The sequence below is a fragment of the uncultured Campylobacter sp. genome (assembly GCF_937996225.1).
GTDB lineage: Bacteria > Campylobacterota > Campylobacteria > Campylobacterales > Campylobacteraceae > Campylobacter_B.
This window is the reverse complement of record NZ_CALKTC010000075.1, coordinates 38827-63297: the sequence shown is the minus strand read 5'-3', so window position 1 is coordinate 63297 and position 24471 is coordinate 38827. Positions and strand designations below refer to the sequence as shown.

Here is a 24471-nt window from a genome sequence, read left to right as displayed (position 1 = left end):
GTTTTGAAACGAGTCGTAGTAACGGGCATCGGGATGATAACCTCTCTCGGGCTTGACAAACAGAGCAGTTTTGAAAATATCTGTAACGGAAAAACCGGGGTTGATAAAATTTCGCTCTTTGACGCTAGCGAATTCCCGGTTCAAATTGCAGCTGAAGTAAAAGGTTTCGATCCTTCGAGCATAATCGAGGATGGAAAAGAGATAAAAAAGATGGATAGATTTGTCCAGCTGGGGCTTAAAGCCGCGGGCGAAGCTATAGAGGACGCTAAATTTAGTGATTTCGATAGCGACGAATTCGGCGTTAGCTCGGCTAGTGGTATCGGCGGTTTGCCGAATATCGAGATAAATGCCAATACCTGCTTGCAGCGCGGTCCTAGGCGGATTTCGCCGTTTTTTATCCCTTCTGCGTTAGTAAATATGCTCGGCGGCTTTGTTTCTATATATTATAAATTAAAAGGTCCGAATTTATCCAGCGTTACGGCTTGTGCGGCTTCCGCACATGCGATTATGGACGCTGCGAGAGTTATTATGATCGGCGAAGCGAAAAAGATGCTTGCAGTGGGAGCCGAGGCTGCGGTTTGTCCCGTAGGTATCGGCGGATTTGCCGCGATGAAGGCGCTTTGCGCTAGAAATGACGATCCCGCGCACGCTTCGCGTCCGTTTGATGCAGAGCGAAACGGCTTTGTTATGGGCGAAGGTGCGGCGGCTTTGGTTTTAGAAGAGCTAGAAGACGCAAAAGCGCGCGGTGCTAAAATTTACGGCGAGCTCGTAGGATTCGGCGCTAGCGGCGATGCTTATCATATCACTTCACCTAGCCTAGACGGCCCGATCCGTGCTATGAAAAAGGCCTACGAGATGGCGGGATGCCCGAAGATTGATTATATCAATGCTCACGGAACATCCACAGTAATAAACGATAAAAATGAAACTGCGGCGCTAAAAGAGCTTTTCGGCGAGGGCAAAGTGCCTGCGGTCAGCTCCACCAAGGGTCAGCTGGGACACTGCTTGGGCGCTGCCGGAGCGGTAGAGGCTGCGATCAGCCTTTTAGCGATGCAAAACGGCATCATACCGCCTACGATAAATCAAATTTCAAAAGATCCAGATTGCGATTTGAACTACGTTCCTAACGTCGCTAGAAAGGCCAATCTCGATTGCGTTATGAGCAATAACTTCGGATTCGGCGGCACGAACGCATCGCTTATTTTCAAAAGAGTAGATTAATGGCTAGCTATCTGGACTTCGAAAAGTCTATAAAGCAGATCGACGAGGACATCACCGCCGCTAAAATTCGCGGTGATGAGGACGCGGTCGAAATTTTAAATAAGAACCTCGAAAAAGAAATTTCTAAAGTTTATAAGAATTTAAACGAATACCAAAGACTTCAGCTTGCGCGCCACCCGGATCGCCCTTACGCGATCGATTATATTCGTGCGCTTTTGCAAGACGCTAGGGAGCTTCACGGCGACCGCGCCTTTAGGGACGATCCTTCGATCGTGTGCTATTTGGGCATTATGGGTAACCGCAAAATCGCCGTAATCGCCGAGCAGAAGGGCCGCGGCACCAAAAATAAGTTGAAGCGCAATTTCGGCATGCCGCATCCGGAGGGCTATCGCAAGGCTCTGCGCGTAGCGAAACTTGCCGAGAAATTTAACCTTCCGATTTTATTTTTGATTGATACTCCGGGCGCATATCCGGGACTCGGAGCTGAGGAGCGAGGCCAGAGCGAGGCTATCGCGCGAAATCTATATGAACTCAGCGATCTTAAAACCCCTACGATCGCCGTCGTTATCGGCGAGGGCGGCAGCGGCGGAGCTTTGGCTATCGGCGTGGCTGATCGGCTGGCGATGCTTCAAAACTCAATTTTTTCGGTTATCTCTCCCGAGGGTTGTGCCGCGATTTTGTGGAACGATCCAAGTAAGAGCGAGGCCGCTACGAAAGCGTTAAAGATCACCGCCGAGGAGCTAAAAGAGCTGGGCTTGATCGACGACGTGATCAAAGAGCCTAAAACGGGCGCCCACAGAGATAAAGACGGCGCGATAAAAGCGCTTGGAAACTACGTCTTAACCGAGCTGCACAAGCTAGACGATCTTAGCATAGACGAGCTCATCAGCAGAAGACAACAAAAAATTTTAAGGTTCGGTGCTTACAAAGAAAACTAAATTTTAAATTTCGCAACTTTTTTTTAAAACCAAATTTAATAACTTCACACTCTAAGAGGACAAATGGAAAATACAAATCAAAATTCTGCTCAGACCGCCGTTTCAAATTCTAATCAAAACGGCAGAAAAACTTACGCTAAAACGCATGTTCCCGTCGAGGGCTACCAGATCGAGGAGCTCCGCTCGATGGATCTTGAAAATCTCATCGCCATAGCAGACGAGCTAGGCGTCGAGAACCCACGCGAATTCCGCCGCCAAGCGCTCGTTTTTGAAATTTTACGCATGCAGACGAAGCAGGGCGGCTTCATACTTTTTACGGGGATTTTGGAGGTTACCGCCGAGGGTTACGGCTTTTTGCGCGGCATAGATTCAAATTTAAGCGACAGCGCCAACGACGCCTACGTGAGTCTAAGTCAGATCCGCAAATTCGCCCTTCGCGTCGGCGACATCGTCACCGGCCAGGTGCGCGAGCCGAAGGATCAGGAGAAGTACTACGCGCTTTTAAAGATCGAGGCGATCAATTACAAATCGATCCAAGAGGCCAGAGAGCGCCCGCTATTTGACAATCTCACGCCGCTTTTCCCGACCGAAAAGCTAAAGCTCGAATACGATCCTATGCGCCTTACCGGTCGCGTGCTCGATCTTTTTACCCCGATCGGCAAGGGGCAGCGCGGGCTCATCACGGCTCCTCCGCGTAGCGGTAAAACGGAGCTCATGAAGGAGCTTGCCAACGGCATTACGCGCAACCACCCCGAGGTCGAGCTTTTGGTGCTACTAGTCGACGAGCGCCCCGAGGAGGTCACCGACATGGAGCGCAGCGTGCGCGGCGAGGTATTTAGCTCGACCTTCGATCAGCCCGCATTCAACCACGTTCGCGTCGCCGAGCTCGTCATCGAAAAGGCAAAACGCGCCGTCGAAAACGGCAAGGACGTCGTCATTCTGCTCGACAGCATCACCCGCCTTGCGCGCGCCTACAACACCGTCACGCCTAGCAGCGGCAAAGTCCTAAGCGGCGGCGTGGACGCAAACGCCCTGCACAAGCCGAAGCGCTTCTTCGGTGCGGCGCGAAACATCGAAAACGGCGGCTCGCTCACCATCGTCGCTACCGCGCTCATCGAGACCGGCTCGCGCATGGACGACGTGATCTTCGAGGAGTTCAAAGGCACGGGCAACAGCGAGATCATCCTTGATCGCAATATCTCGGATCGCAGAATTTACCCTGCGATCAATATCACCAAGTCCGGCACGCGCAAAGAGGAGCTTTTGCAAGGCAGTGAAAATCTGCAAAAGATCTGGGCGCTGCGCTCGGCGATCTCGACGATGGACGACGTCGAGGCGCTGAAATTTTTATACGCCAAGATGCTAAAAACCAAAGACAACACCGAGCTGCTATCGATAATGAACGGCTAAATTTTATTAAATTTGCCGCTCGCTTAGTCGTTTTAAATTTGCAAGCGACGAGTGTCGCAGCTCGTCGCGACGCTCCCGAGCAGACGCCTTGTTACGCCCCCACCGCGGCGGCTACTTTGCGCCGCACGCTTGTCGGTTTAAATTTCGCGCTGTGGACGCGAGAATTTTGACCGCCCTTTTACGGGTACATATCATATTTTGCTGCGCCGGATAAGAGTTGCGTGCAGAGCACATGCTTTTTTTATGGTGCTGCGGCGCGAAATCGCTCGCTTTAATTTCACATCTAGCTACTTGGTATTTGAACTTTACGCTGCGCACGGATGTCTCCATACGGCTTTTCTTTGTTCGCTCAATCGTTTTAAATCTACAACTCGCCGCGCGGACGGATACTGCCCCCTCCTTTTTTTGCTCGCTCTACAGTCGCGGCTTATAAAACGGCCGTTCGGCTTTTTAATCAGTCCGAGCAGATACCGTCCCGCGACTGTTTTAAAGCAGGCGCTGCTGCACTGTTTTTGAAATTTGATTTCTAAATTTCAGATCGCGCGTCGCGACCGCAGGCTTGCGCTTTAAGACGGCACGAGTGCTTGCAAGATCACTGCTTCTAGTCGTTGTGATCTTTTGCATCGTAAGGCATACATATCCTCCACTTCAAACTTACGCCGCTCATAGTCTCGGCATCTGTAATGCTGCGCGCGATAGCCGGTCGTAATTTCAAAGCGATATGAAATTTTATCTCGCGTCCGATCTGCGCTTGATCCTTCTTAAACTAAATTTTAAAATTTCTGCGCGCAAGCAAAATTTTAAAATTTAAAATCCTTTGCGCAAAATCCAAGCTTTAAAATTTTAATCACGCCGCATCGGCGCCGTACCTGCCGTAGCTAAGCTTAGCGTATTTGCGCCCAATTTGCCGCCACTATAGCCGCCGAATGTCTCTCGTCAGAATTAAACAGCCGCCTATCTTGCATTTTAAGAAATTTTAAAAGGCCCTAACGTATAATTAAATCTATTTTAAAGAAGAACTATGAAGGTTTCTAAAAATTTCCTCGTTGCGCTTGCGCTCGGCATCGTAGCTTGCGCGCTAGGAGGCTGCGGCTTCATCAAAAAGCCCATGACTAGCGAGGCAACGCTCTTAGATCGCGTCGAGATGGCGACCGGCGTGGAGAAGTCGAACCTATCCGTCGTGCCCGATTCGGTGCGAAGCGAGATCGACTCAGTACATTATAAGGTCAGGAGCAAAAACGGGGATTTATATCGTTGCTATTTTTCATCCGTTATAGTAGTTGATTCTGACGTGCTTTGCACAAAAATTGTTGGCGCAGGCGGTACTGGAGGTTCCAAAAGTGGTAACTGCAACGCCCTGCTCAAAGCGGCGGGTAAGTGCTAGCGCGCTAGGGACGGCTTAAATCGTGCGGCTTTAAAACGGTTCATTCGGCCCAAATGCGCGCCGCTAGCCGTTTAGGCCGCACCCGCAAAATCTTCATCGCTCCTGCAAAGCAAGCCCGCTACTTCTACGGCGCATTTCGGCGCTCGCTATGCTGGCAGGTAGTAAAATTTTAACGCTTTTAGGCTTTGCCGCACGGATTGCGAAATTTTAATGCGTAAATTTTAAATTTGGGGATGCGTTTGGGCTCTTTTCGGTATGAAACGAGGCACAAAATTTACGCTTAAATTTTACCGCGCATGATTACCGTATGAAATTTCATTGCGTTAAAGCCCTTTGCTCGGACACTTCGCGGATCGCAGCACGCGATTTGGCCGAGTTTAAACGTCGCAAATTATCTCGCGAGCCCTGTGCGCCGTCTCGCGTACAAACCTATCGTACGTTTTATCGCGTGAATTTTACCGCTTGTTTCTATTAATTTCGCTTTCTACTTTCCACTGAAAAATAGTAGATTTGCCATTATGATCACGATCGCGACGGGCGCTACGAAGCGCAGCGAAAAGTACCAAATTTTAAATCCAAGCTCGCCCATATCGGCGCCGAAAAGCCCGCGCAGGCGCTGCACGTCCATCACGAAGCCTACGAATATCGCCGAAGTTAGCGCGCCGAGGGGCAGCATGACGTTTGAGCTTACGAAGTCCAAGCAGTCAAAAAAGCTCGCGCCGAAAAGCTTAAATTTGCTCGCATAATCTGCGTGCATCGATAGCAGCGAGCACGCGCCGAGCACCGCTATGACGCACCCAGAGATGCAGACTGCGCGCAGGCGCGAAATTTTAAATCTGCCGATGAGATAGAAGACGAAAGGCTCGATCATCGAAACCGCGCTCGTAATCCCGGCAAAAAAGAGCGAGACGAAAAACGCGACTTCAAGCACCTGCCCCGCTAGCCCCATTTTTGCAAACATCGTAGTGAGCGAGACGAACACAAGCCCTGCACCCTGCGCGGGATCGGCGCGGAATTCGAAGATGAAGGTAAAGACGATGAGCCCCATCATCAGTCCGATCGCGATGTTGATAAATACGATATTTATCGAGCTTCGCACGAGCCGCACCCCTTCGCTAAGCGATGCTGCGTATGCTGCGATACAGCCGACGCCCACGCACAGGGTAAAGAGCGCGAGCCCGAGCGCGGAGAGGACGGAGTTAACAGTGATTTTGCTGAAGTCGGGATAGAAAAGAAATTTCGCCGCCGCGCCGAAGCCCTGCATCGTGCACGCATACGCAAGCATCGCGAGCAGCAGCACGAAAAGAAGCGGCATCATCACGACGTTTAGCCGCTCGATACCGCTTTTGATGCCGCGCGCGACGACGGAGAGCGTCAGCACGAGCGCAAGCGCGTAAAAGCCCAGGCTCGTGGCTAGCGAATGCGAGATGAGATCGTCAAAGACGGCGCCCGCTTCCTCGGCGGTTGCGGGCAGCGGAGAAAAGCCCAAAAATATGTAGCGTATCACCCAGCCGAGGATGACGAGGTAAAAGGACAGCACCAGCATGCCGCCCGCGATGAAAACGCCTCCCGCGCGCCATTTACGCCCGCCGCGCGGTGCCAGCGTCTCGTACGCGCTCGGCAGATCCCGCCCGCTTAGCCTGCCTAGCGCCATCTCGGCTAGGAATATGCTAAAGCCCACGCCTAGCGTGAGCGCGAGGTATAAAAGCACGAAGGCGCTGCCGCCGTTTTGACCCACGAGAGTGGGGAATTTCCATGCGTTGCCAAGCCCCACCGCGCCGCCTGCGACGGCAAGTATGAAGCCGATTTTGCTAAATTTATCGTTCATTTTCTCTCCGATGATTTTTAAATTTTATAGCCGCGGAATTTTAAAATTCCGTAGCGTGATCAGATGCGGCTGCGCTACGACGCCTTTGCCGCGTGCACCTATCGCCATGCGGGTTGCCGCGGTCGTGCCGAAAGCTGATTGCCGTCGCATACTTTGACCTTCCTCTATCTAAACATAAAATTTTAAACTATCGCTGCAAGGCTAACGGATCGCCGCAAGTTCGCTATGAAATTTGGCGCGTTGCTTTTGGACTGCTTTAGCGCCAAATTTTAACTTCCATGTTATCCACCTGCTTTACAAAATTTAAAAATTTAAAATTTTTAACTGATTGAGTGCTATCACTACGATCGCGACTGGCGCCACGAAGCGCAATAGCACAAAATACCACAGCTTAAAGCCCATTCGCCCCATATATGGGCGCAGTAGAATTTCGACGGCTCGTTTTTTGATCACGAACCCTACGAAAATCGCCACGATTATACCACTAAGAGGCATTAAGATATTCGAGGTTAGGTAATCAAGCACGTCAAAAAAGCTCTTGCCACCTAGGCTAAAATACTCGCTCGTGCCCCCGTAATAACCCAAAATGCAGCATATCCCTAAAACATACGTCACGGCAAAAACTAAAAGCGAAGCGCGCTTGCGGCTTAGCTTGCGGGAGTTTACGAGATAATAAATCGCAGGCTCCAGCATCGAAATTGCAGAAGTAATCGCCGCAAATAATAGCGAGGTGAAAAATAAAAAGGCTAGGATGTTTCCGATCGCACCGAGCTTTGAAAAAAGTACCACCAGCGAGACGAACACGAGCCCAGGACCTTGCGCTTTGGGATCGCCGCCGAATTCAAAGATGAAAGTAAAGACGATAAGCCCCATCATCACGCCGATTAGGACATTAATGCAGACGATATTTATGCTTGAGGTTAGGATATTGGTGCGCGCAGGCAGGCTCGCGGCATAGGTCATAATCGTAGTAACGCCAAGCGAAAGCGTAAAAAACGCAAGTCCTAGCGCCGAAAGAACGCTATCTTTATTAAGCTTGGAAAAATCTGGCACCAGTAGGAATTTCGCGCTACGTCCGAATCCATCGAAACTTGCGGCGTAAATTAGCATTAAAACCAGCAAAATAAATAGCGCGGGCATCATCCAGACATTAAGTCGCTCGATGCCGCTTTTGACACCTTTAGATACGATGAAAAAGCAAAACGCCGACGCTATGGTAAAGCACACCGCCACGCTTAAAAAGTCGCTACCTAAAAGTGCGTTAAACGCTGCGCCGCTTTCATCTATACTTTTTGGCAGATAAAAAGCGCTTGAGACCACGTATTTTAGGATCCAACCCATTACGACGCTGTAAAAAGCATAGATCAAAAGCGCACTAATCATAAAAAATCCCGCGTATTTCCATGCGCCTTTGTATGAGGGTGCGAGCTTTTCAAATGCGCGCACCGGATCACTTTCGCTTAGCCTGCCGATGACGATCTCGGCTAAAAAAATCACGAAGCTAACCAAAAGCGTCAGCAAAAGATATAGCAAGATAAATGCGCTGCCGCCGTTGGTGCCTACTAAAGTGGGGAATTTCCACGCATTACCGAGCCCCACGGCACTGCCTGCGACTGCGAGAATGAAGCCGATTTTACTAAATTTATCATTCATATTATGCCTTGTAGCGGAATTTGAAAGGGCAATATTAGCAAAATCTAGCTTAACTCGCCAAGCTAACCGGGTGGAATTTAGGCAAACCCGCTATAATGCCGCGAATTTTAAAGGAGATAAAATGAAATCGATAAAAGAAGTGATGCTCTCTCGCCACAGCTGCCGTAAATTTTGCAGCGACAAGCTAAATAGCGAGCTCGTGCGCGAGATACTTGATCTTGCGCGCTTAAGTCCCAGCTCATGCGGATTGGAACCGTGGAAGATGATGATAGTCTCGGATCCTTGCGAGCTAAAAGAGCTTTCTGTAGCCTGCAACAGCCAGCCGCAAATAGCCGAGTGCTCGCACGCCGTGATTTTAATCGCGCGTAACGATCTGCGCGTGGGCGAGGAGTATTTAGAACGCACCGTCCGCCGTCGCGCAAACACTCCGCAAAAATATGAAGCTGCGATGAATTATTTCCGCGCGAAATTTGCGGGCTTAGACGACGAAGCGCTGATGAACTACGCGACCAAGCAGCTTTATATCTTAGCGGCAAATATCGCTAATATTGCCGAGGACTTTGATGTGCGCTCGTGTATAATGACCGGCTTTGACGCCGCGGCTTTGGAAAAATTTTGCGCTTTAGAGACGAAATTTCGTCCTGCAATCGTCGTGGCTTTGGGGCGTGGTGAGCCTAGCAAATACCCGCACACGCGCTACGGGCTGGATGAAATTTTAATCTCTCGCAGCGGCAGCGAAAAAAGATAAAATGGGTCGCTTCTGCTTGTAAAGCTAGGCGCGAGTTTCGTTTATTAAAAGCATCATTTTGCGAAATTTTATCGGTTTAAAAGTGCGATAGCGTTAAAATGTGCTTAAAATTTCAAAGGATAAACATGCAAGTCAAACTTCTAAATTTCACTCCGCTTTGGGTCTGTTCAAACGCAATCCGCACCTGCTGGCAGAGCTTTGAGCGCGGCGATTGCGGCGGCGCCAAAGACCTAGCGCTCATTGACCGCGTCGGCAACCAGCTCAAGCACTCAAGCACTCTCGAGCATCTCTACTACAACTTCTATATCAGCGGTATTTCGCGCGCGCTGCTTCAGGAGCTGGCGCGCCACCGCCTAGCAAGCCTTAGCGTAAAATCCACTCGCTACACGCTAAAAGAGCTACGCGGCGAGGGTAGCTTCGCGCAAGGAGATTTCGAAAACGCCGCGCGATACATAGTGCTTACCGGCAACGAAGCGGTTGATAACGCAAGTATCGCGGCGCTTGAAAATCTGCGCGTAATCTTACAAACCCCTATTAGCCTTGATATCGCCAAATACTGCCTGCCCGAGTGCTACAAGAGCGAGCTTAGCTGGAGCATAAACGCGCGCAGCTTGCAAAACTTCCTCGCTCTGCGCTCTAGCAAAGCTGCACTTTGGGAGATCCGCGAGCTTGCGGGTAAAATTTACGATGCGCTGCCGCAGGAGCATAAATTTATATTCCAAAGCTGCATGGCGAGCGGCGAGAAGACGCAGGACGAGTAGTAGCGAGCGGGATAAAATTTTGATATAAGGGGCTTGCGATGATAAAACTTACGCAGATGAGAGCGGCTTTTGAAAAAGAGGAGCCGAACGCGCTTTATCTGAGCTACCTGGGATGGGTACAAACCCTGATTCCGTTTTGGAAGCAGGCCGCTGCGAGGATCGCGGAGCTAAGCGGCACCGCGGATGAAAAAAGAGACAAGTATCTGCGAGCCATCGACGGTTCTTTGGAGCTGATGCAAGCTTGGCGATTTAAAAATATAAAATACGTGCAAGCAAGAAGAAGAGAGATCGATAGCGCCATAAGTTTTATTCGAAACGGCGCCTTAACGCAGCAGGCATGCAGATACGCCTTTGCGCCGGTCTGCAGAAATTTAGCGAGCATTTTGCGTAGCTTTTTATATGTTTCAACTTTCGGTTATTCGGACGAGCAGCTTCCGACCGTATTTGCCCAAAAAATTTACGGCATTGCGTTGTGCCATACGCTATTTCCTTTCGATACGGGCGATTTTGTGTATTATTTACCGCGCGAAAAATCCATCCATACCGACGACCCCGCCGATTTGGATAACTGGCATTTGATGATGGAGATAGCGGGCGGCGATTTAGGGATTTCTGCGTTGATTGAGCGGCTAAACGAACGCGCGTATGAAATTTGGACGAATTACAAAACGCCGTTTGAATGGAAATACGACGAGGGGATTTGGAATTTAGAATTTGAGAATGTTGCAAAAAGGCTGCACTATGCGGGCGTGCGAGCTTTTGCAAGTCTAAGTAAAGCGGAATAAAAGGCGCGCAAAATTTAAACCGCTTCTGAAATTTTATTCGCGGGCGGTAAAATTTCTGCTGTCCGACAGGATGAAATTTTAAAATTTTAGCCGAGCGGGCATTCGGTCGCTAAATTTAAACAGACGCTCGTTGCGGCTGCAGCGCTGAAAATTTTAACGGCGACGAGCCAAAAACTGCTACGGCGAGCGATAAATTTAAAGGACGGATCATGAAAAATCTAGCGCTTGTGATGTTTAGCGGACAGACACACCTCGATTTTGTGGGATTTTACGATTGTATGCTAAGGCTCAAAGCCGTCCGCCCGCAGCTTGAGATGAGGTTTTGCTCGCGCGAGCGGCAAGTTTCGGACAGCGGCGGCCTTACGATCGATGCGGACGAGATTACGACGGAACTAGGCGGCTTTGATGCGGTTTTTGTGCCCGGCGGTATGGCGACGCGACGCCTTAAAGACGATGCGGGCTTCATCTCGTGGCTCGCAACCGCGCGCGATGCGAAGTATAAGTTTAGCGTTTGCACCGGTTCACTGCTTCTGGGCGCAGCGGGGTTTTTGCGAGGTAGACGCGCGACCACGCACCCGTTTTGCTACGATCTGCTGGCGCCTTACTGCGCGGATGTGGTGCACGAGCGGCTTGTGCGAGATAGCCTGCCAGAAGGAGGCGAGATCATCACTGCTGGCGGCGTGAGTAGCTCCATCGAGCTTGGTCTTTGCGTGATCGAAAAATTTGCAGGCGTCCAGGCACGAGAGGCTGCCGCTGCGGCGATGGATTATCCGTATTACGACCTTAGAAGCAAGCTCGTACGATGAAATTTTAAAGCCGCAAGAAACGGCGTAAAATTTTAAGACCGCAGCGTTTTTAAGTGAGCAAATATCGATACGATGGATTTTAGATAAAATAGGAGATCGCAAAGACAGAATGAAACCGGCTCAAATTTTATCGCTGCTTTCGCATATAGCTTTCGGGTCACTTATAGGTTAAAATTTAGAGGTAATAACCCGTGGGAGTTTGCAATCGCGCTTTTTGCCTACGCGATTTTGTTTGCTTTTTGCCGCGAGAGCCTGCTTAACGACAATAAAAAGACGATCGCCATGTTGTTTTTGATGGCGCTTTTGATCGTGATCGTATAGCGGCGCCTATAAGTCGGCGGGATCGGTTGCGGCGGCGGTGCGATCCACCTTTGATTGCAGCGACGCGCAAGAGCGATATTATTTTTAAAATTTATTGTAAAATTAGAGCGTTAATTTATTAAAATTTAAAGGGTCGGTATGCAGATAAATTTAGACGACGTGAGGATCGAGAGCGGCTGGAAAGAGGCGCTTAGGGAGGAATTTCTAAGCGAGTATTTTGCGAAGATCAAGGAAAACCTGCTCGCCGCAAAGGCGCGCGAGATCGTCTATCCGCCGGGAAATTTGATCTTTAATGCCTTTAATCTCACCCCGTTTGAGCGGGTGCGCGCGGTGATTTTGGGGCAGGATCCCTACCACGGCGCGCATCAAGCGATGGGGCTTAGCTTTTCGGTGCCGCGCGGCGTGCGAATTCCGCCCAGCCTCGTAAACATCTACAAAGAGATTAAGAGCGATCTGGGTATCAGCGAGCCTGCTAGCGGCGATCTGAGCTACTGGGCGAAGCAGGGCGTGCTGCTACTTAATGCGAGCCTTAGCGTGGGTGCGAACCGCGCGAACTCGCACAGCGGCTTCGGCTGGCAAATTTTCACCGACGCCGTGATTAAAATTTTAAGCGCGAGGCGGCAAAATTTAGTCTTTATGCTGTGGGGAAATTTCGCCAAAGCAAAATCTGCTCTGATCGATGCGCAGAGGCATCTCATTTTAACCGCCGCTCATCCTAGCCCGCTAGCCGGAGGGGCGTTTTTCGGCTGCAAGCATTTTAGCAGATGCAACGAATATCTGCGCGCGCACGGTTTGGGAGAGATCGATTGGGATCTAAATCACGGCGCAGATTAAATGTATTTTAAATGAAATTTGCGTAAAATGCGCCGCAAAATTTCAAAGGTAAAGAAATTTTAAAAAATGTCGAAAGGAGAAGTGAGCGAATAATATACGACCGGCTTAAGAGGGCTTGCCGAAGCGACGCAGATGCGTGGCTAGGCTAATCATTGTAATTAAAGGAACGATATGAAAAAGATAATTTTGGGAATTTTATTGCTATTTACAAGTAGTGTAGTGGCAAATACCCTATCAGAGATCAGGCAATCGGGCAGTGTGCGCGTAGGCGTATTTGAGGCGCAACCGCCTTTTAGTAAATTTGAAGACGGCAAATTTCAAGGATTTGAGGTGACCCTAGCCGAGGCGCTATCAAAAGATATATTCGGTGGCAAAGCGGGCAAGGTGGAATTCGTGCCCGTAAAGGCTAGTGAGCGTTTAAAAGTGTTGGAAGAAAATAAAGTAGATATGGTGCTTGCGACCTTTACGATCACAAATGAGCGTAAGCAGGTGGTCGATTTTACGACGCCGTATTTCGCAGTAAATATCGGCGTGCTAACCCGCGCGGGCGATAGGATCAAAACCGTATCCGATCTGCACGGCAAACCGATCATAGCCGAAAGCGGCACCACTGGCGAGGCGTATTTTAGAAAAGAGGGCTTTGACGTCATAAACTGCGCTACTGCAAATGAATGCTACAAGATGTTAAAGGAAAATAAGGGCATCGGCTACGCGACCGACAACCTGTTAGTTTTGGCTTATGCCGTCATCGATAGCGATACTGAGGTAAATATCAAGAATTTAGGCCCTTCGGAGTTTTTGGGCGTTGCCGTGCAGAAGGGCAACAAAGAGCTACTGGACTTCTTAAATGGCGAGCTTATCAAGCTAAGCAAAGAGGGCTTTATGAAAAAGACTTACGATGAGACGATAGAGCCGTATTACAAGGGCACTGCGGAGAAAAAATATTTCTTGCTGGATGATCTTTATAGCCTATTTTAGGCGGGCATAGCGGTACGGCTCGCCTGCATTTGCTTGCAGTAAGCATAGCTGTGTGCTCTCGCTAGGTAAAATTTAAAAGGCTCGCATAGCCTTGCTATTTTGTCCGACTTTGCGAGCTTGGTTTAGATTGTAAGATTTTACTAACGCGCCGTTGCAGAATTTATAAAATTCCATAGAATTTCGCAGCGGCGCGCTATTTTTATGGCGCTAATAGACGCACAGAATTTTAAGCGAAGCGCTAAAATTTAATGAGAGCAGGCAGGGTTTGGCGCAAGGCAGCAAAATTTAAAAAGCTTCTATCATTATGCTTAGAAATTTTAGTTGCGAAATTTTATCGCTAAACTCGCAATTTAGGGAATAGTTTCGGTTCTAGTAAAATGAAATTTTAAGAAAATTTACATTACAATTACGAAAAATTTAAAATTCAAGGAGGAAATTATGAAAAAGTCATTTTTTCTTATTCTATTGTCGGCGATCTTTGTTTTTGCGAATTCCTTAAGCGAGATCAAGCAAAGTAAGGTTATCAGAGTGGGCGTTTATGAAAACGAGCCGCCTTTTAGCAAGTCGAGCGAGAAAGGCTTTGAAGGTTTCGAAGTCGAGCTTGCCAACGCGCTAGCTGGTAAAATTTTCGGCAACAGCGGCGGTCGTATCGAGCTCATACCGGTAACAAACGAAGTGCGCTTCCCGATGCTTCAAAACAACCAAGCCGATATGATAATCGCGGCTGCAAGTATCACCGAAGAGCGTAAAGGCAGCGTCGATTTTTCGATGCCGTATTTTACGGTAAATTTGGGAATTTTAACGAAAAAAGACTCAAATATTCACAAAATAGGCGATTTGATGGGTAAAAAGATCGGCGTCATCCGCAAGACCACCGGCGAGGCGTATATCAAAAAGGACGGCGGTTATAATGTTTCCTACTGCAACGATTCGGTCGATTGCTACAGGAGATTAAAAAGTGGCGAGATTGACGGATATTGTAACAACAACCTTTTTGTAATGGTCTATCCGATCGTAGATCCTGCAGTCGAAGTCAATATAAAAAATTTAGGCGAGAACGTATTCTTGGGCGTCGCAGTACAAAAGGGCAACGCAGAGCTGCTAGAAGCGATCAATAAAGGCTTGATTGCGCTTAGCAAAGAGGGCTTTTTCAAAAAGGCTTACGAGGACACTTTCGAATCTTTCTATAAAGGCACCGTCGATAAAAAATATTTTTTACTCGACGATCTTTACAGCTTTTTTTAATAAAAAAAGGAATTTGAAATGAAAAAATCACTGCTTTTAATTCTTTTATCTTGCATCTTTGCGCTTGCGAATTCTTTAAGCCAAATAAAGCAGAGTAAAGTCATTCGTATCGCCGTTTATGAAAATGAACCTCCATTTAGTAGAGTTACGGATAACGGCTTTGAGGGCTTTGACGTAGAGCTTGCTAATGCAATCGGAGGCAAAATTTTAGGCGATACCGGCGGCAGGATCGAGCTCATACCGGTATCGGCGCAAGCGCGCTTTCCGTCCATTCAAAATAATCAGGCGGATATGCTTATCGCGGCTGCGAGCGTTACTGAGGAGAGAAAGAAAAATTATGAGTTTTCGATGCCCTATCTTTCGGTAAATTCTGGAGTTTTAACCAAAAAAAGCGATAATATCCAAAAAATGAGCGATCTGCGAGGTAAGAAAGTAGGCGTCATCCGCGGCTCGACGGGCGAAGCGTTTATGCAAAAGGATGGCGGCTACAATCTAGTGTATTGCAAAAATTCCTCCGATTGTTACAAGCGGCTAAAAAGCGGCGAGATCGACGGCGCATGCGACGATAATCTATTTGTGATGGTCTATCCGGTCGCAGATCCTAGCGTCGAGGTTAATATCAAAAGTCTTGGCGAGAACGTATTTTTAGGCATCGCGATGCAAAAAGGCAACGCAGATCTCGCAGAAGCCGTTAATCAAGCGCTCATTTCGCTTAGCAAAGAGGGCTTTTTCAAAAAAGCGTATAACGATACTTTCGAGCCTTTCTACAAAGGCACCGTCGATAAAAAATACTTCCTTTTAGACGACATATACAGCTTCTTTTAGAATTTTAAATTTGATGTGGGTCGGGATTTGAAGCTTCGCGGCTTTAAATTCTAGCCCGCGCGGTCTTAAAATTTCGTCTCGAAATTAGCTTTAAAATTTCGCTTAAAATTTTGTTAGTCCCGCCGCCGCGCCTAAGCCAGCGTGCACACAGCAGTCGCAATCTTTAGTATTTGCGACCATTTGCGTCGCGCAAAATTAGATCGAGCTAAGCTTTAAAATTTTACTTCGAGCCCTTGGAATTTTTTAAATCCTGCATGCGCTCCTGCTGAGCCTGCACGAACGCGCTGTATCTTGCAAAAAGATAATCCTTAATCTCAAAAATCATCAACGTAAAAATCGAAGGCAGCGTGAAAAATCTAATCGTCATAAATACCAGATCAAGCGCGCTTAGCTCATCCTCGCTCGCTCGATACCCTCCCGCACTTGCGGTTAAAATCCCATGTAGCGCCTCGTAGTTGTAAAGGATGAAAATCGTCACGAAAAGTGTGGAGAGCTTCGATACGATCTTATTCATGATCTGCGCCACGTCCTCATCAGCGATCACCGACATCGCAAACCACACGAGGGTGAAAAACAGCGGAAAGACGATGTTAAAATTTAGCGAGTTATCAAGCTTTTGTGCGCCCGTCACCGCGATGATCGCGAACACCGCCGCAAAGGGGATCACAAATAGCGCGAAGGTCATCGCCGATTTTATCGCCTTAAAAAAGCTATACGCAAGCAGTGGCGAGCCCAAAGCGAGCAAAAAGATCGTCAGCGCGTAGTTTGCTTTGGCAAAATCGTATAGGTTAAACAGCGCAAATACCGATGCTGCTGCAAGTAGCGGCACGCTTAGCTTAAACACCGCCCCATATTTGGCGTAAGCGCGCGACACGACGGCATCGAGCTTGCTAAATTTGACGTTTAAGCTTTGCGCTCTGATGAAAAACAAAATGACGAATTTAACGATTACGTTTGGGCTCATACGCACCTTTCCGTTTAAATTTATGAAATTTTATCCGCGCTAAATTTGCGAAATTTTATCCGCGGAGCCTGTCCGTAGAATTAGGCTTTGCCTACGGCTTATGCGGTTTGCATTAAAATTTCATCGCGCTCTCGCTGCGTTGCTATCTTGCCGCCTCTCGGGCTCTGTCTTTTGGCTACGTGAGGCGGAACTGCGCGCTTTGGCTTACCGTCTCGCTAGCAAGCCTTTTCGGGTTGCGACGTGCTACGGCGGCGCCCATTCGGCTCGGCGCGCGACACTTTGCTTGCGGTATCCGCGTCGCGCCCGCGCATGAGAGCTTAGCGCCGCTAAAATTTTACCGGTTCTTAGCCCTATGCGATACGTCCTGTGCGCCGCAAGGGCCTGTCGCGCTCGGCTTTGCACCGCAAAGCGCTCGCCTTGTATTGGCCTAGGATGCGGCGCGAATGATTAAATTTTAACCGCACCGCCGCCGAGCCGTTTTAAAGCTCAAACGAATTTTTGAGCCGCTACGATACGTGAAAATCCAAAAAGCGTGTCTTGGCGATCAAGCTTATTTGCGCTTGCTTACGAGCCATGCAAAAAGTAGCGCACTTGCGCCCCCTCGCCGCGCCCATGCAAAAGCAACGCGTCCCTTGTCGCTCAAAACTCATTTTCGCTCGCTTGCGCCGACCGCCAAGCCGAAGTCAAGAAGCGCGCCGTCTCACATCCAATCTAAAATTTGCGTGATCTCGGTGGCGTGAAAAATTTTAAGTCCCTGCGCGTTTTGCGGCTTCATCGGGACGATCGCGTTTTTAAATTTCTGCATCGCGGCTTCTTTCAGGCGCGCATCGAGGTTGAAGATCTCTCTGATCTCGCCGTTTAGGCTCACCTCGCCGATGAAGACGCTCTCTTTGCTGATCGGGCGATTTTTGAAGCTGCTTACGATCGCCGCGACGACGGCTAGATCGCACGCCGTTTCGGTGATTTTTACGCCGCCGCTTACGTTTACGAAGACGTCGTATCCGCCAAGCCCGATCTCAAGCTTGCGATCAAGTAGCGCTAGAAGCATATCGAGGCGGTTTTTATCAAAGCCCGTGGCGCTACGCTTCGGATAGCCGCTCTCGCACACGAGCGCTTGGATCTCTACGACGAGCGCGCGCGTGCCCTCCATCGTGATCGTGATCGCCGAGCCGCTTACCGCCTTGCCGCGCGTGAAAAATTTACTCGCGACATCCTTGGCGCTGACGAGCCCGTGCGGCCCCATCTCGAAAATCCCCACCTCGCTTGTAGCTCCAAAGCGGTTTTTAAAACCGCGCAAAATTCTAAGCTGTTTGCTCGCATCGCCCTCGAAATACAGCACCACGTCCACCATATGCTCTAGTATGCGCGGGCCCGCGATCGAGCCCTCTTTGGTGATGTGGCCGATGATGAAGATCGAAATCCCGCGCGCTTTGGCAAGTCGCATCAGCTCAAACGTGATCTCGCGCACCTGCGTGATCGAGCCCGGCGCGGAGGGGACTTTGTCGCTAAAAAGCGTCTGGATGCTGTCGATAACGATAAATTTATAATCCCTGCGCTCGATCTCTTCAAGCACGGCGCCCAGATTTATCTCGGTGAGCAAAAACAGCTGCTCGCTTATCGCGCCAAGCCGCTGCGCACGCATTTTGATCTGGCTGGCGCTCTCCTCGCCGCTTACGTAAAGCACGGCGCGGCCGCCGCTTGCTAAATTTGCCGCGATTTTAAGCAGCAGCGTGGATTTTCCGATGCCGGGGCTGCCACCGATTAGCACGAGCGAGCCCTCCACGACGCCTCCTCCGAGGACTAAATTTAGCTCGCTATCTTTGGTGTTGATGCGCGAAATTTGCTCGATCTGTATCTCGCTGATCGCTTTGGCGCTTGCGGACGAGGTGCGGGCAAGCTCGCCCTCGATCTCTTTTAGCGCTTTGATCTGAGCGGGCTTGAGCTCGACGAAGCTATCGAATGCGCCGCAGTCTGGGCATCTGCCGAGCCATCTGCTTTGCTGATTGCCGCAGTGCTGGCACTCAAAAATCGTAGTTTTAATCTTCGCCATCTTTATTCCTCGTTCATTTTGTCTAAATTTAGCCTTGAATTTCGCGAAATTATACTTAAAATTTTTAAAATTTTAGCCGTCCCGCGCGCTGTTTGCGAGATCAAAAATCACGAGAGGGAGGATTTGCAGCTAAATTTGAGCTAAATTTAAATATGTTTTAAACATTTATAACTATAATACAAATTTCACTTTATTTAAAGAAGGTTTAAGATGAAGGGCAAGCTTAGTAGAAGCCAGTTTTTGACGATATCGCTTACGCTGTTTGCGATGTTTTTCGGTGCGGGAAATTTTATTTTTCCGCCGGGCTTAGGTAAGGATTCCGGACAGAATTTTTATGTCGCGATAATGTTTTTTTGTGCTACGGCGGTGCTTCTGCCGGTGCTCGGCGTCGCAGGCATTGCGCGTGCCAAGGGGCTTCAGAGTCTGGTGCGCCGCATAGATCCGGTGTTTGCGTTTGTTTTTACCGCGCTTTTATATCTTACGATCGGGCCTCTTTTTGCGATACCACGCGCGGCGAATATGCCTTTTGACATAGCTATTAAGCCTTTTATCGGGCAAGATAGCCTTCAAATTTGGCTATTTGTTTATTCTGCGGCATATTTTGCGCTGAACTATTACATCTGTATGAACCCTTCAAAGCTCGTCGATCTGCTAGGAAAATACCTTACGCCGATACTTTTGGCGCTTATTTTGCTACTTTTCGGCGCGGGATTTTTGTTTCCGATCGGAAGCTTCGTCGCCCCTAGCGGCGAGTACGTTGATCACGCCGCAGCAAAGGGCTTCGTAGAGGGTTATCAGACTATGGACGCGCTTGCGTCGCTAGCATTCGGCATCATCGTAATTAACGCCATTAAAGCAACCGGCGTTAGCGACGAGAAGCACCTCGTCACCTCTACCATAAAAGCGGGAATGATGTCTGGCGTCATACTGATGACGATATATTTTATGCTGGGCTATCTGGGCGCGACCTCCGCGGAGCTTTTTAAGGATACGCCGAATATAAACGGAGCAGAGCTTCTGTCGCGAGTAAGTGATCATTACTTCGGAAGAGTGGGCGTCGTGATCCTAGGCAGCGCGTTTTTCCTAGCCTGCATCACCACGACGCTGGGTCTTATAAGCTCGGCTAGCGAATACTTTGAAGAGCTTACGAAAGGCAAGATCAAATACAAAACCTGGGCGATCGCTTGGTGCGTGATCGGCTTTGGAGTCGCAAATTTCGGCCTTACGACCATCATCAAAGGCTCCATCCCGGTCCTCGTCGCAATCTACCCGATCTCGATCATGCTGATAATCCTCTCGCTGATCAATCCGTGGATCGATTCAAGCAAGCTGATTTACCGCGCCTGCGTCTATGTCTGCGTAGTCGAGGGCGTCATAAACGGACTTGATATTTTGGGGATTTCTGTGCCGCTTGTTACGTTTATCGTAAAGAAAATGCCGTTTTACGATTCGATGCTTGGCTGGATCGTGCCTAGCACCGTGACCTTCGCCGTGACCTACGTGCTGCATCTGATCTTTGAAAAAAGAGACGATAGCTTTTAAATTTAAGAGCTATTTTAAAATTTAGCCGGGCTCTACGGGGCTCGGCACACTTCTAAATTTTAATTCGCCACCGAATTTAATTTTTCACATTTTTGCCGGAATTTTGACATATAAAATAAGCCGCCTTCAAAATTTAACTTAAATTTACGATAAAATTATCAAAATAAAATCGCAAAAGGAAATAAGATGGATAAACGGGATGAGGCGCTAAATTTAGCGCGAGATTTCGAACGCGACGGCTTTAGTATGCCTAATTTATACGAGCGGTTTTGGTGGCTGCAAGGTGATGCGGCGGCGTATTTTGCGCTAGCGGATAGCCTGCTGCGCGGGCAGCAAGAGGGCGGCACGCTGCTAAAGGACGTTCTGGGCTATGTAGGCAAGGAGGATTTTAAAGCTCTGATCGCCACGGCGGTTGAAATTTTGCGCGAGGAGGCGGCAGAGGAGCGCGAAACGCAGCAGAGCAAAAGCGCGATCCAGACGGAAGAGAATGCGCGGACGGACGAATGCACGGGCAAAAGCACACGGCAACGCGACAAAGATGAAAAAAGCGCACGCTGGAAAAACGCCGAAGAGGTCATCGCTGCGGCAAGTCTCGAGTTCGCACCGCTTTTGCACCAGTATCTTGGCGAGCTTTTTAAATTACAGCCGAACGAGAGCGCGTATTACGCGGAGTATCCGTGGCGCGGGCTTAGTTACGAGAGCTCGCAAATCTGGCGCGAGAGGCTTGCGGATCCGCAGACGAGCAGAGACGATAAGCAAAAAATTTTTAGCTGCCTGCTGCAAACCCGCGATCCGCGAAACGTAAAATTTGCCTGTGAGTTTGCGCTTGCAGAGGATTTTTTCGACCGTCCGTTCGATCTGCTTGAGTATATCGGCTATTGGCTGGAGGCCGTGGGATTTACCTTTGAGCGGGTTAAATTTGACGCAGACGGCGAAGCTCAAGCGGCGGATGAAATTTTAAAAATGGATGCGGGCAAATGCGGCGGCGCCAAGCAAACCCAACCTGGCGAGCGCGACGTATCGCGGATGTCAAACGAGCCGGACGGCGCTACTTCAGCGTCGCTGCAAGCGGATGAGTGCGATCTATCGCGCAAAAATTTAGATGAAGCGTGCAATGCGGCAAGCGCCGTTAAATTTAACGCTGGCGAGTTAAAATCGGCAGCGAGCCAAAATTTTAAAGCGAGCGCGGCTGAACATAGCTCTAAATTTAACTCAAACGAGCCAGCCGCCGACAAATCACAAAAAGCACCGAACGATGAAATTTGCTTTGGCGGCGAGAAATTCAGGCTCAAAAGATACTGCGGCCAGCGCGTATATCACATAATCTTTCCGCGCGGCTATTTCGGCGCGCCCTATGCGCCGCATCTGGCGAAGCACCATCCGACCTGGCGGCTTGAGAACGGCGAGGCTGGATATAAGCTAAGCGGGGTTTTGGACGAGGTGGACGGCGATGCGCAAAATCCGCTATTTCATCTCATCACGCTTGATCCGCTGCCCCGTGACTTGCCCATGTGCTCGCTGCCGTGCCTAACCCTCGCCGCGCATGTTAGAGAGATAAACGAGGGCGAGGTAGTCTTTTACGAGCACGACGCGCAGGGTATGCCGCGACGTATCGGCGAGCGGACGCAGGTCGAATACGTGCAGGACGAGCCGATAAAGGAGTGCGAGGTCGCGCTTGCGCCTACGCCCGCGCGCTGGGCGGCTCAGGACTGGGGGATGTCAAACAGCAGGCAAAACCTCGCGCGCATCGGCGGCGAGCCTTCGTGGATACAGGGTGCCTTGGTGCCGACGTGTCCGATATGCGGCGAAAAGATGGAGTTTTTGATGCAGCTTGACAGCGAGCTTCCAAGCTGCGAGCAAGGCGGCGAGCTGTTGTTCGGCAGCGGCGGGATTTTATATGTGTTTTGGTGCGAGCGAACGCGGGTGAGCGCATTTTTTATGCAGTGCACGTGAGTAAAATTTAAGAAAAACGCGCAAATGGACGGACGGATGATCACGGCGAAAATAAAAAGAAGGGGCGATATTTGGTATTTTGACGATTATTTTAAGTCGCTTCGCAAGAATGAAAACGAAATAGCAAAGCCTATCAGGCAGTTTGTCTCGGATCCGAAAAGGTATCTGTTCAGTATGAAAGAAACCCTTCACGACGCCGTTTTGACTGAATTTAAATTTGCTATTTTAAAAAATGAAGATAAATTAACGATGAAATTTTTATCGCCCTACCGAGATAGAAATTTTAAATTTGTTTTCAAAAACGTCCTAGCCGTCCGCTTTAAAACGGAGGACAAGAGCTTTAAAAACAACGATCTGATAGTTCATCAATTTTCGCTAAAGCCTAGAGGCGTTTGCGAGTATGATTTTATCTTTGCGAGCGAGCAGAGGATAACCGTAAAATTTAAACAGCTTGAAATCATTGAGGAATTCTTATAAGCGCGCTGCTTTGCTGATGGCGGAGGAATTTTACATATTTTGGTGCGAATGGACGTGGGCGAGCGCGTTTTTATGCGGTGCGTGAGCTAAAATTTTGCAAAATCCTAAACGAAAATCGTAAAATTTTAAGCAAAATTTATTCTAAGATAATAAAGCGGCAAAATTTGCCGAGTATTTCGGCGCATAAAATTTAAGCTTGTTCGGCGAGAATATGTAAATTTACGTAGAGCTTAAGCGTAAATTCCCTCCACAAGCGTTTCTACGAACTCATCCGAGTTAAATTCCGCCAAATCTTCCATCCGCTCGCCCACGCCGACGAAAAGTATCGGCAGTCGCAGTTCGCGCGCTATGGCGAAAAGTGCGCCGCCTTTGGGGGTGCCGTCGAGCTTCGTGATGATGATGCCGTCGAGCTTTACGATCTCGTTGAATGCCCTGGCTTGCGCGACGCTGTGATTGCCCTGAGTTGCGTCAAGCACGATGATCTTTCGGTGCGGTGCGCCGCTTTTTGCGCGGTCGCAGATGCGCACGATCTTGCTTAGCTCTGCGGCTAAATTTTTCTGGTTTTGCAGGCGTCCGGCGGTGTCGATCAGGACGCGATCGATGTTTTTGGCACTTGCCGAGCTTACGGTGTCAAACGCCACGGCTGCGGGATCGTGCCCTTGCGCGGTAGCTACGATCGGTAGATTTAGAATTTGCGCCCATTTGCGCAACTGCTCGACTGCGCCCGCGCGAAAGGTGTCGCATGCGCCTAAAATCACGCTCTGACCGCTATTTTTATATAAATTTGCAAGCTTTGCGGTTGTTGTAGTTTTGCCCGCGCCGTTTACGCCGATGATGAGCTCTACGAAGGGCTTCTCATCCGCGGGTTTAGCGATCTCGTAATCGAAATAGTTCTTCAAAATGTCCTTGAGATCATCTTTAGCGACTAGCTTTTTTGCGGGAAGTTTTTCTAAAATCTCTTCTACAAGCTCGTAGCCTACGTCGGCTTCAAGTAGCATCTCTTCTAGGATTTCTTTTGAAATTTTATCTTCGCTTTTCGCGCCTCGCATCGCGTCTATGGTCTTGCTAAGCCCTTTTTTAAAAAATTCGAACATCAGAAAATTTTCTCCAATTCGGTCATTAAAATTTCTTCCGGCATCAGCCCGAAATACTGCGCGCTAAACTCGCCCTTTTCGTCGTATATCGCCATATACGGCACTTCGTTTATGCCGCCTAACGCCTTTGTAAAAAAGTCCGTCCCTTCGCCGTAAGCGATCGCGTAATTTACCTCGTGCGCGCTTGCATAATTTTTTGCATCGTCTAAATTTGCATCACCGATCATCACGCCGATTATGTCAAGCTTGCCGGAGTAGGCTTGTTTGGCGGCATTTAGCGCGCTTACCTGCACGGCGCAGGCGTCGCACCACGGCGTAAAAAATGTAAATAGCGTCACGGTGGAGTTGTTATCGATATGAAAGCCTTGCTTTGTCTTTTGCATATTTAAAATTTTTCCGTTACTTAGCTGAAGTGTAAAAGGAGCGGTATAATCGACCTGGATTACGGCTTCGGTTTCGGACTGCGGCTGCGTGGCGTTGGCCTCGGTCGGGGTATCGCTTGATTTTTTATCCTCATCATCGCCGCAACCCACAAGAAATAAAACAGCCGTAAAAAGCGCTAGAAAAAAACGAAATTTCATAATAAACCTTAAAATTTAATCGCAAGATTATACAAAAACTAGCTAAAATAAGCGTTAAAATTTTATAAAAGGC

The 24471-nt window shown here is 49.0% G+C and carries 23 protein-coding genes; 15 read left to right on the top strand and 8 right to left on the bottom strand.

Going from position 1 to position 24471, the window contains the following annotated elements:
• Positions 1-3 precede the first annotated feature (3 nt).
• The 3 genes from Q0174_RS08885 (at position 4) to rho (ending at position 3569) form a co-directional block, all read left to right on the top strand.
• Positions 4-1221, top strand: coding sequence for a beta-ketoacyl-ACP synthase II (locus Q0174_RS08885; protein ID WP_298043388.1), 1218 nt, complete (start codon positions 4-6; stop codon positions 1219-1221).
• Entirely contained in the window at positions 1221-2159 is a 939-nt protein-coding gene (accA, locus tag Q0174_RS08880; RefSeq protein ID WP_291938084.1) for an acetyl-CoA carboxylase carboxyl transferase subunit alpha, read from the top strand. The genes Q0174_RS08885 and accA overlap by 1 nt, the downstream gene beginning before the upstream one ends.
• Positions 2160-2222: 63 nt before the next feature.
• Complete coding sequence (gene rho / locus Q0174_RS08875) at positions 2223-3569, top strand: transcription termination factor Rho (RefSeq protein WP_005873347.1); 1347 nt, start codon at positions 2223-2225, stop codon at positions 3567-3569.
• 486 nt (positions 3570-4055) lie between these two features.
• Here the strand turns inward: rho and Q0174_RS08870 are convergent, their stop codons facing one another.
• Positions 4056-4193 (bottom strand): hypothetical protein, encoded by a 138-nt coding sequence (locus tag Q0174_RS08870; protein WP_298043386.1) that lies wholly within the window; start codon positions 4191-4193, stop codon positions 4056-4058.
• A 397-nt stretch (positions 4194-4590) separates the two neighbouring features.
• Between Q0174_RS08870 and Q0174_RS08865 the strand changes: the two genes are divergently transcribed.
• Positions 4591-4953, top strand: coding sequence for a hypothetical protein (locus tag Q0174_RS08865; RefSeq protein WP_297959532.1), 363 nt, complete (start codon positions 4591-4593; stop codon positions 4951-4953).
• A gap of 484 nt (positions 4954-5437) precedes the next feature.
• Here the strand turns inward: Q0174_RS08865 and Q0174_RS08860 are convergent, their stop codons facing one another.
• From Q0174_RS08860 to Q0174_RS08850, 3 genes are all read right to left on the bottom strand, one after another.
• Positions 5438-6781, bottom strand: coding sequence for a sodium-dependent transporter (locus Q0174_RS08860; RefSeq protein ID WP_298043383.1), 1344 nt, complete (start codon positions 6779-6781; stop codon positions 5438-5440).
• A gap of 24 nt (positions 6782-6805) precedes the next feature.
• The gene (locus Q0174_RS08855; RefSeq protein ID WP_297901624.1) at positions 6806-6931 is read right to left on the bottom strand and encodes a hypothetical protein; all 126 of its coding nucleotides are present in this window, start codon (positions 6929-6931) and stop codon (positions 6806-6808) included.
• Positions 6932-7084: 153 nt separating this feature from the next.
• Entirely contained in the window at positions 7085-8434 is a 1350-nt protein-coding gene (locus Q0174_RS08850; RefSeq protein WP_298043381.1) for a sodium-dependent transporter, read from the bottom strand.
• A 121-nt stretch (positions 8435-8555) separates the two neighbouring features.
• Here Q0174_RS08850 and Q0174_RS08845 point away from each other — a divergent pair, with 121 nt between their 5' ends.
• The 8 genes from Q0174_RS08845 to Q0174_RS08810 all read left to right on the top strand — a co-directional run bounded on the left by Q0174_RS08845 (position 8556) and on the right by Q0174_RS08810 (position 15737).
• Positions 8556-9182: a nitroreductase family protein gene (locus Q0174_RS08845; RefSeq protein WP_298043379.1), complete on the top strand. Its 627-nt coding sequence runs from the start codon at positions 8556-8558 to the stop codon at positions 9180-9182.
• A 125-nt stretch (positions 9183-9307) separates the two neighbouring features.
• Entirely contained in the window at positions 9308-9943 is a 636-nt protein-coding gene (thyX, locus tag Q0174_RS08840; protein WP_298043377.1) for an FAD-dependent thymidylate synthase, read from the top strand.
• A 38-nt stretch (positions 9944-9981) separates the two neighbouring features.
• The gene (locus tag Q0174_RS08835) at positions 9982-10728 is read left to right on the top strand and encodes a hypothetical protein (protein ID WP_298043375.1); all 747 of its coding nucleotides are present in this window, start codon (positions 9982-9984) and stop codon (positions 10726-10728) included.
• A gap of 209 nt (positions 10729-10937) precedes the next feature.
• On the top strand, positions 10938-11534 hold the full coding sequence (locus Q0174_RS08830; RefSeq protein WP_298043373.1) for a DJ-1/PfpI family protein: 597 nt from the start codon (positions 10938-10940) through the stop codon (positions 11532-11534).
• A 459-nt stretch (positions 11535-11993) separates the two neighbouring features.
• On the top strand, positions 11994-12689 hold the full coding sequence (gene ung / locus Q0174_RS08825; RefSeq protein ID WP_298043371.1) for a uracil-DNA glycosylase: 696 nt from the start codon (positions 11994-11996) through the stop codon (positions 12687-12689).
• A 171-nt stretch (positions 12690-12860) separates the two neighbouring features.
• Positions 12861-13667: a transporter substrate-binding domain-containing protein gene (locus Q0174_RS08820; protein ID WP_298043369.1), complete on the top strand. Its 807-nt coding sequence runs from the start codon at positions 12861-12863 to the stop codon at positions 13665-13667.
• A 438-nt stretch (positions 13668-14105) separates the two neighbouring features.
• Positions 14106-14912 carry a transporter substrate-binding domain-containing protein gene (locus Q0174_RS08815; protein WP_297882300.1) on the top strand — a complete coding sequence of 269 codons (807 nt, stop codon included), beginning with the start codon at positions 14106-14108 and terminating at the stop codon, positions 14910-14912.
• 18 nt (positions 14913-14930) lie between these two features.
• Entirely contained in the window at positions 14931-15737 is an 807-nt protein-coding gene (locus tag Q0174_RS08810) for a transporter substrate-binding domain-containing protein (RefSeq protein ID WP_298043367.1), read from the top strand.
• 220 nt (positions 15738-15957) lie between these two features.
• Here the strand turns inward: Q0174_RS08810 and Q0174_RS08805 are convergent, their stop codons facing one another.
• Together Q0174_RS08805 and radA are read right to left on the bottom strand one after the other, a co-directional pair.
• Positions 15958-16701 carry a hypothetical protein gene (locus tag Q0174_RS08805; protein WP_298043365.1) on the bottom strand — a complete coding sequence of 248 codons (744 nt, stop codon included), beginning with the start codon at positions 16699-16701 and terminating at the stop codon, positions 15958-15960.
• A 700-nt stretch (positions 16702-17401) separates the two neighbouring features.
• A complete protein-coding gene (radA, locus tag Q0174_RS08800; protein ID WP_298043363.1) occupies positions 17402-18751 on the bottom strand; it encodes a DNA repair protein RadA in 1350 nt (449 codons plus the stop codon).
• Between the two features lie 210 nt (positions 18752-18961).
• Here radA and brnQ point away from each other — a divergent pair, with 210 nt between their 5' ends.
• The 3 genes from brnQ (at position 18962) to Q0174_RS08785 (ending at position 22723) form a co-directional block, all read left to right on the top strand.
• Positions 18962-20293, top strand: coding sequence for a branched-chain amino acid transport system II carrier protein (gene brnQ, locus Q0174_RS08795; RefSeq protein ID WP_298043361.1), 1332 nt, complete (start codon positions 18962-18964; stop codon positions 20291-20293).
• 186 nt (positions 20294-20479) lie between these two features.
• Positions 20480-22246: a hypothetical protein gene (locus tag Q0174_RS08790; protein ID WP_298043359.1), complete on the top strand. Its 1767-nt coding sequence runs from the start codon at positions 20480-20482 to the stop codon at positions 22244-22246.
• Positions 22247-22282: 36 nt separating this feature from the next.
• Entirely contained in the window at positions 22283-22723 is a 441-nt protein-coding gene (locus Q0174_RS08785) for a hypothetical protein (RefSeq protein WP_298043357.1), read from the top strand.
• A gap of 230 nt (positions 22724-22953) precedes the next feature.
• Here the strand turns inward: Q0174_RS08785 and ftsY are convergent, their stop codons facing one another.
• Positions 22954-23817, bottom strand: a complete 864-nt coding sequence (ftsY, locus tag Q0174_RS08780) for a signal recognition particle-docking protein FtsY (protein ID WP_298043355.1) — start codon at positions 23815-23817, stop codon at positions 22954-22956.
• Entirely contained in the window at positions 23817-24398 is a 582-nt protein-coding gene (locus tag Q0174_RS08775) for a TlpA disulfide reductase family protein (RefSeq protein WP_298043353.1), read from the bottom strand. Before Q0174_RS08775 ends, ftsY begins: the two co-directional genes overlap by 1 nt.
• Positions 24399-24471 lie beyond the last annotated feature (73 nt).

Coding starts and splice junctions, on each gene's coding strand:
- Q0174_RS08870 (WP_298043386.1), bottom strand. CDS start 4,193: ATGCAAAAGATCACAACGACTAGAAGCAGTGATCTTGCAAGCACTCGT.
- accA (WP_291938084.1), top strand. CDS start 1,221: ATGGCTAGCTATCTGGACTTCGAAAAGTCTATAAAGCAGATCGACGAG.
- thyX (WP_298043377.1), top strand. CDS start 9,308: ATGCAAGTCAAACTTCTAAATTTCACTCCGCTTTGGGTCTGTTCAAAC.
- radA (WP_298043363.1), bottom strand. CDS start 18,751: ATGGCGAAGATTAAAACTACGATTTTTGAGTGCCAGCACTGCGGCAAT.
- Q0174_RS08860 (WP_298043383.1), bottom strand. CDS start 6,781: ATGAACGATAAATTTAGCAAAATCGGCTTCATACTTGCCGTCGCAGGC.
- Q0174_RS08790 (WP_298043359.1), top strand. CDS start 20,480: ATGGATAAACGGGATGAGGCGCTAAATTTAGCGCGAGATTTCGAACGC.
- Q0174_RS08815 (WP_297882300.1), top strand. CDS start 14,106: ATGAAAAAGTCATTTTTTCTTATTCTATTGTCGGCGATCTTTGTTTTT.
- Q0174_RS08785 (WP_298043357.1), top strand. CDS start 22,283: ATGATCACGGCGAAAATAAAAAGAAGGGGCGATATTTGGTATTTTGAC.
- Q0174_RS08835 (WP_298043375.1), top strand. CDS start 9,982: ATGATAAAACTTACGCAGATGAGAGCGGCTTTTGAAAAAGAGGAGCCG.
- ftsY (WP_298043355.1), bottom strand. CDS start 23,817: ATGTTCGAATTTTTTAAAAAAGGGCTTAGCAAGACCATAGACGCGATG.
- Q0174_RS08830 (WP_298043373.1), top strand. CDS start 10,938: ATGAAAAATCTAGCGCTTGTGATGTTTAGCGGACAGACACACCTCGAT.
- ung (WP_298043371.1), top strand. CDS start 11,994: ATGCAGATAAATTTAGACGACGTGAGGATCGAGAGCGGCTGGAAAGAG.
- Q0174_RS08820 (WP_298043369.1), top strand. CDS start 12,861: ATGAAAAAGATAATTTTGGGAATTTTATTGCTATTTACAAGTAGTGTA.
- Q0174_RS08805 (WP_298043365.1), bottom strand. CDS start 16,701: ATGAGCCCAAACGTAATCGTTAAATTCGTCATTTTGTTTTTCATCAGA.
- rho (WP_005873347.1), top strand. CDS start 2,223: ATGGAAAATACAAATCAAAATTCTGCTCAGACCGCCGTTTCAAATTCT.
- Q0174_RS08865 (WP_297959532.1), top strand. CDS start 4,591: ATGAAGGTTTCTAAAAATTTCCTCGTTGCGCTTGCGCTCGGCATCGTA.
- Q0174_RS08855 (WP_297901624.1), bottom strand. CDS start 6,931: ATGCGACGGCAATCAGCTTTCGGCACGACCGCGGCAACCCGCATGGCG.
- Q0174_RS08810 (WP_298043367.1), top strand. CDS start 14,931: ATGAAAAAATCACTGCTTTTAATTCTTTTATCTTGCATCTTTGCGCTT.
- Q0174_RS08775 (WP_298043353.1), bottom strand. CDS start 24,398: ATGAAATTTCGTTTTTTTCTAGCGCTTTTTACGGCTGTTTTATTTCTT.
- brnQ (WP_298043361.1), top strand. CDS start 18,962: ATGAAGGGCAAGCTTAGTAGAAGCCAGTTTTTGACGATATCGCTTACG.
- Q0174_RS08845 (WP_298043379.1), top strand. CDS start 8,556: ATGAAATCGATAAAAGAAGTGATGCTCTCTCGCCACAGCTGCCGTAAA.
- Q0174_RS08850 (WP_298043381.1), bottom strand. CDS start 8,434: ATGAATGATAAATTTAGTAAAATCGGCTTCATTCTCGCAGTCGCAGGC.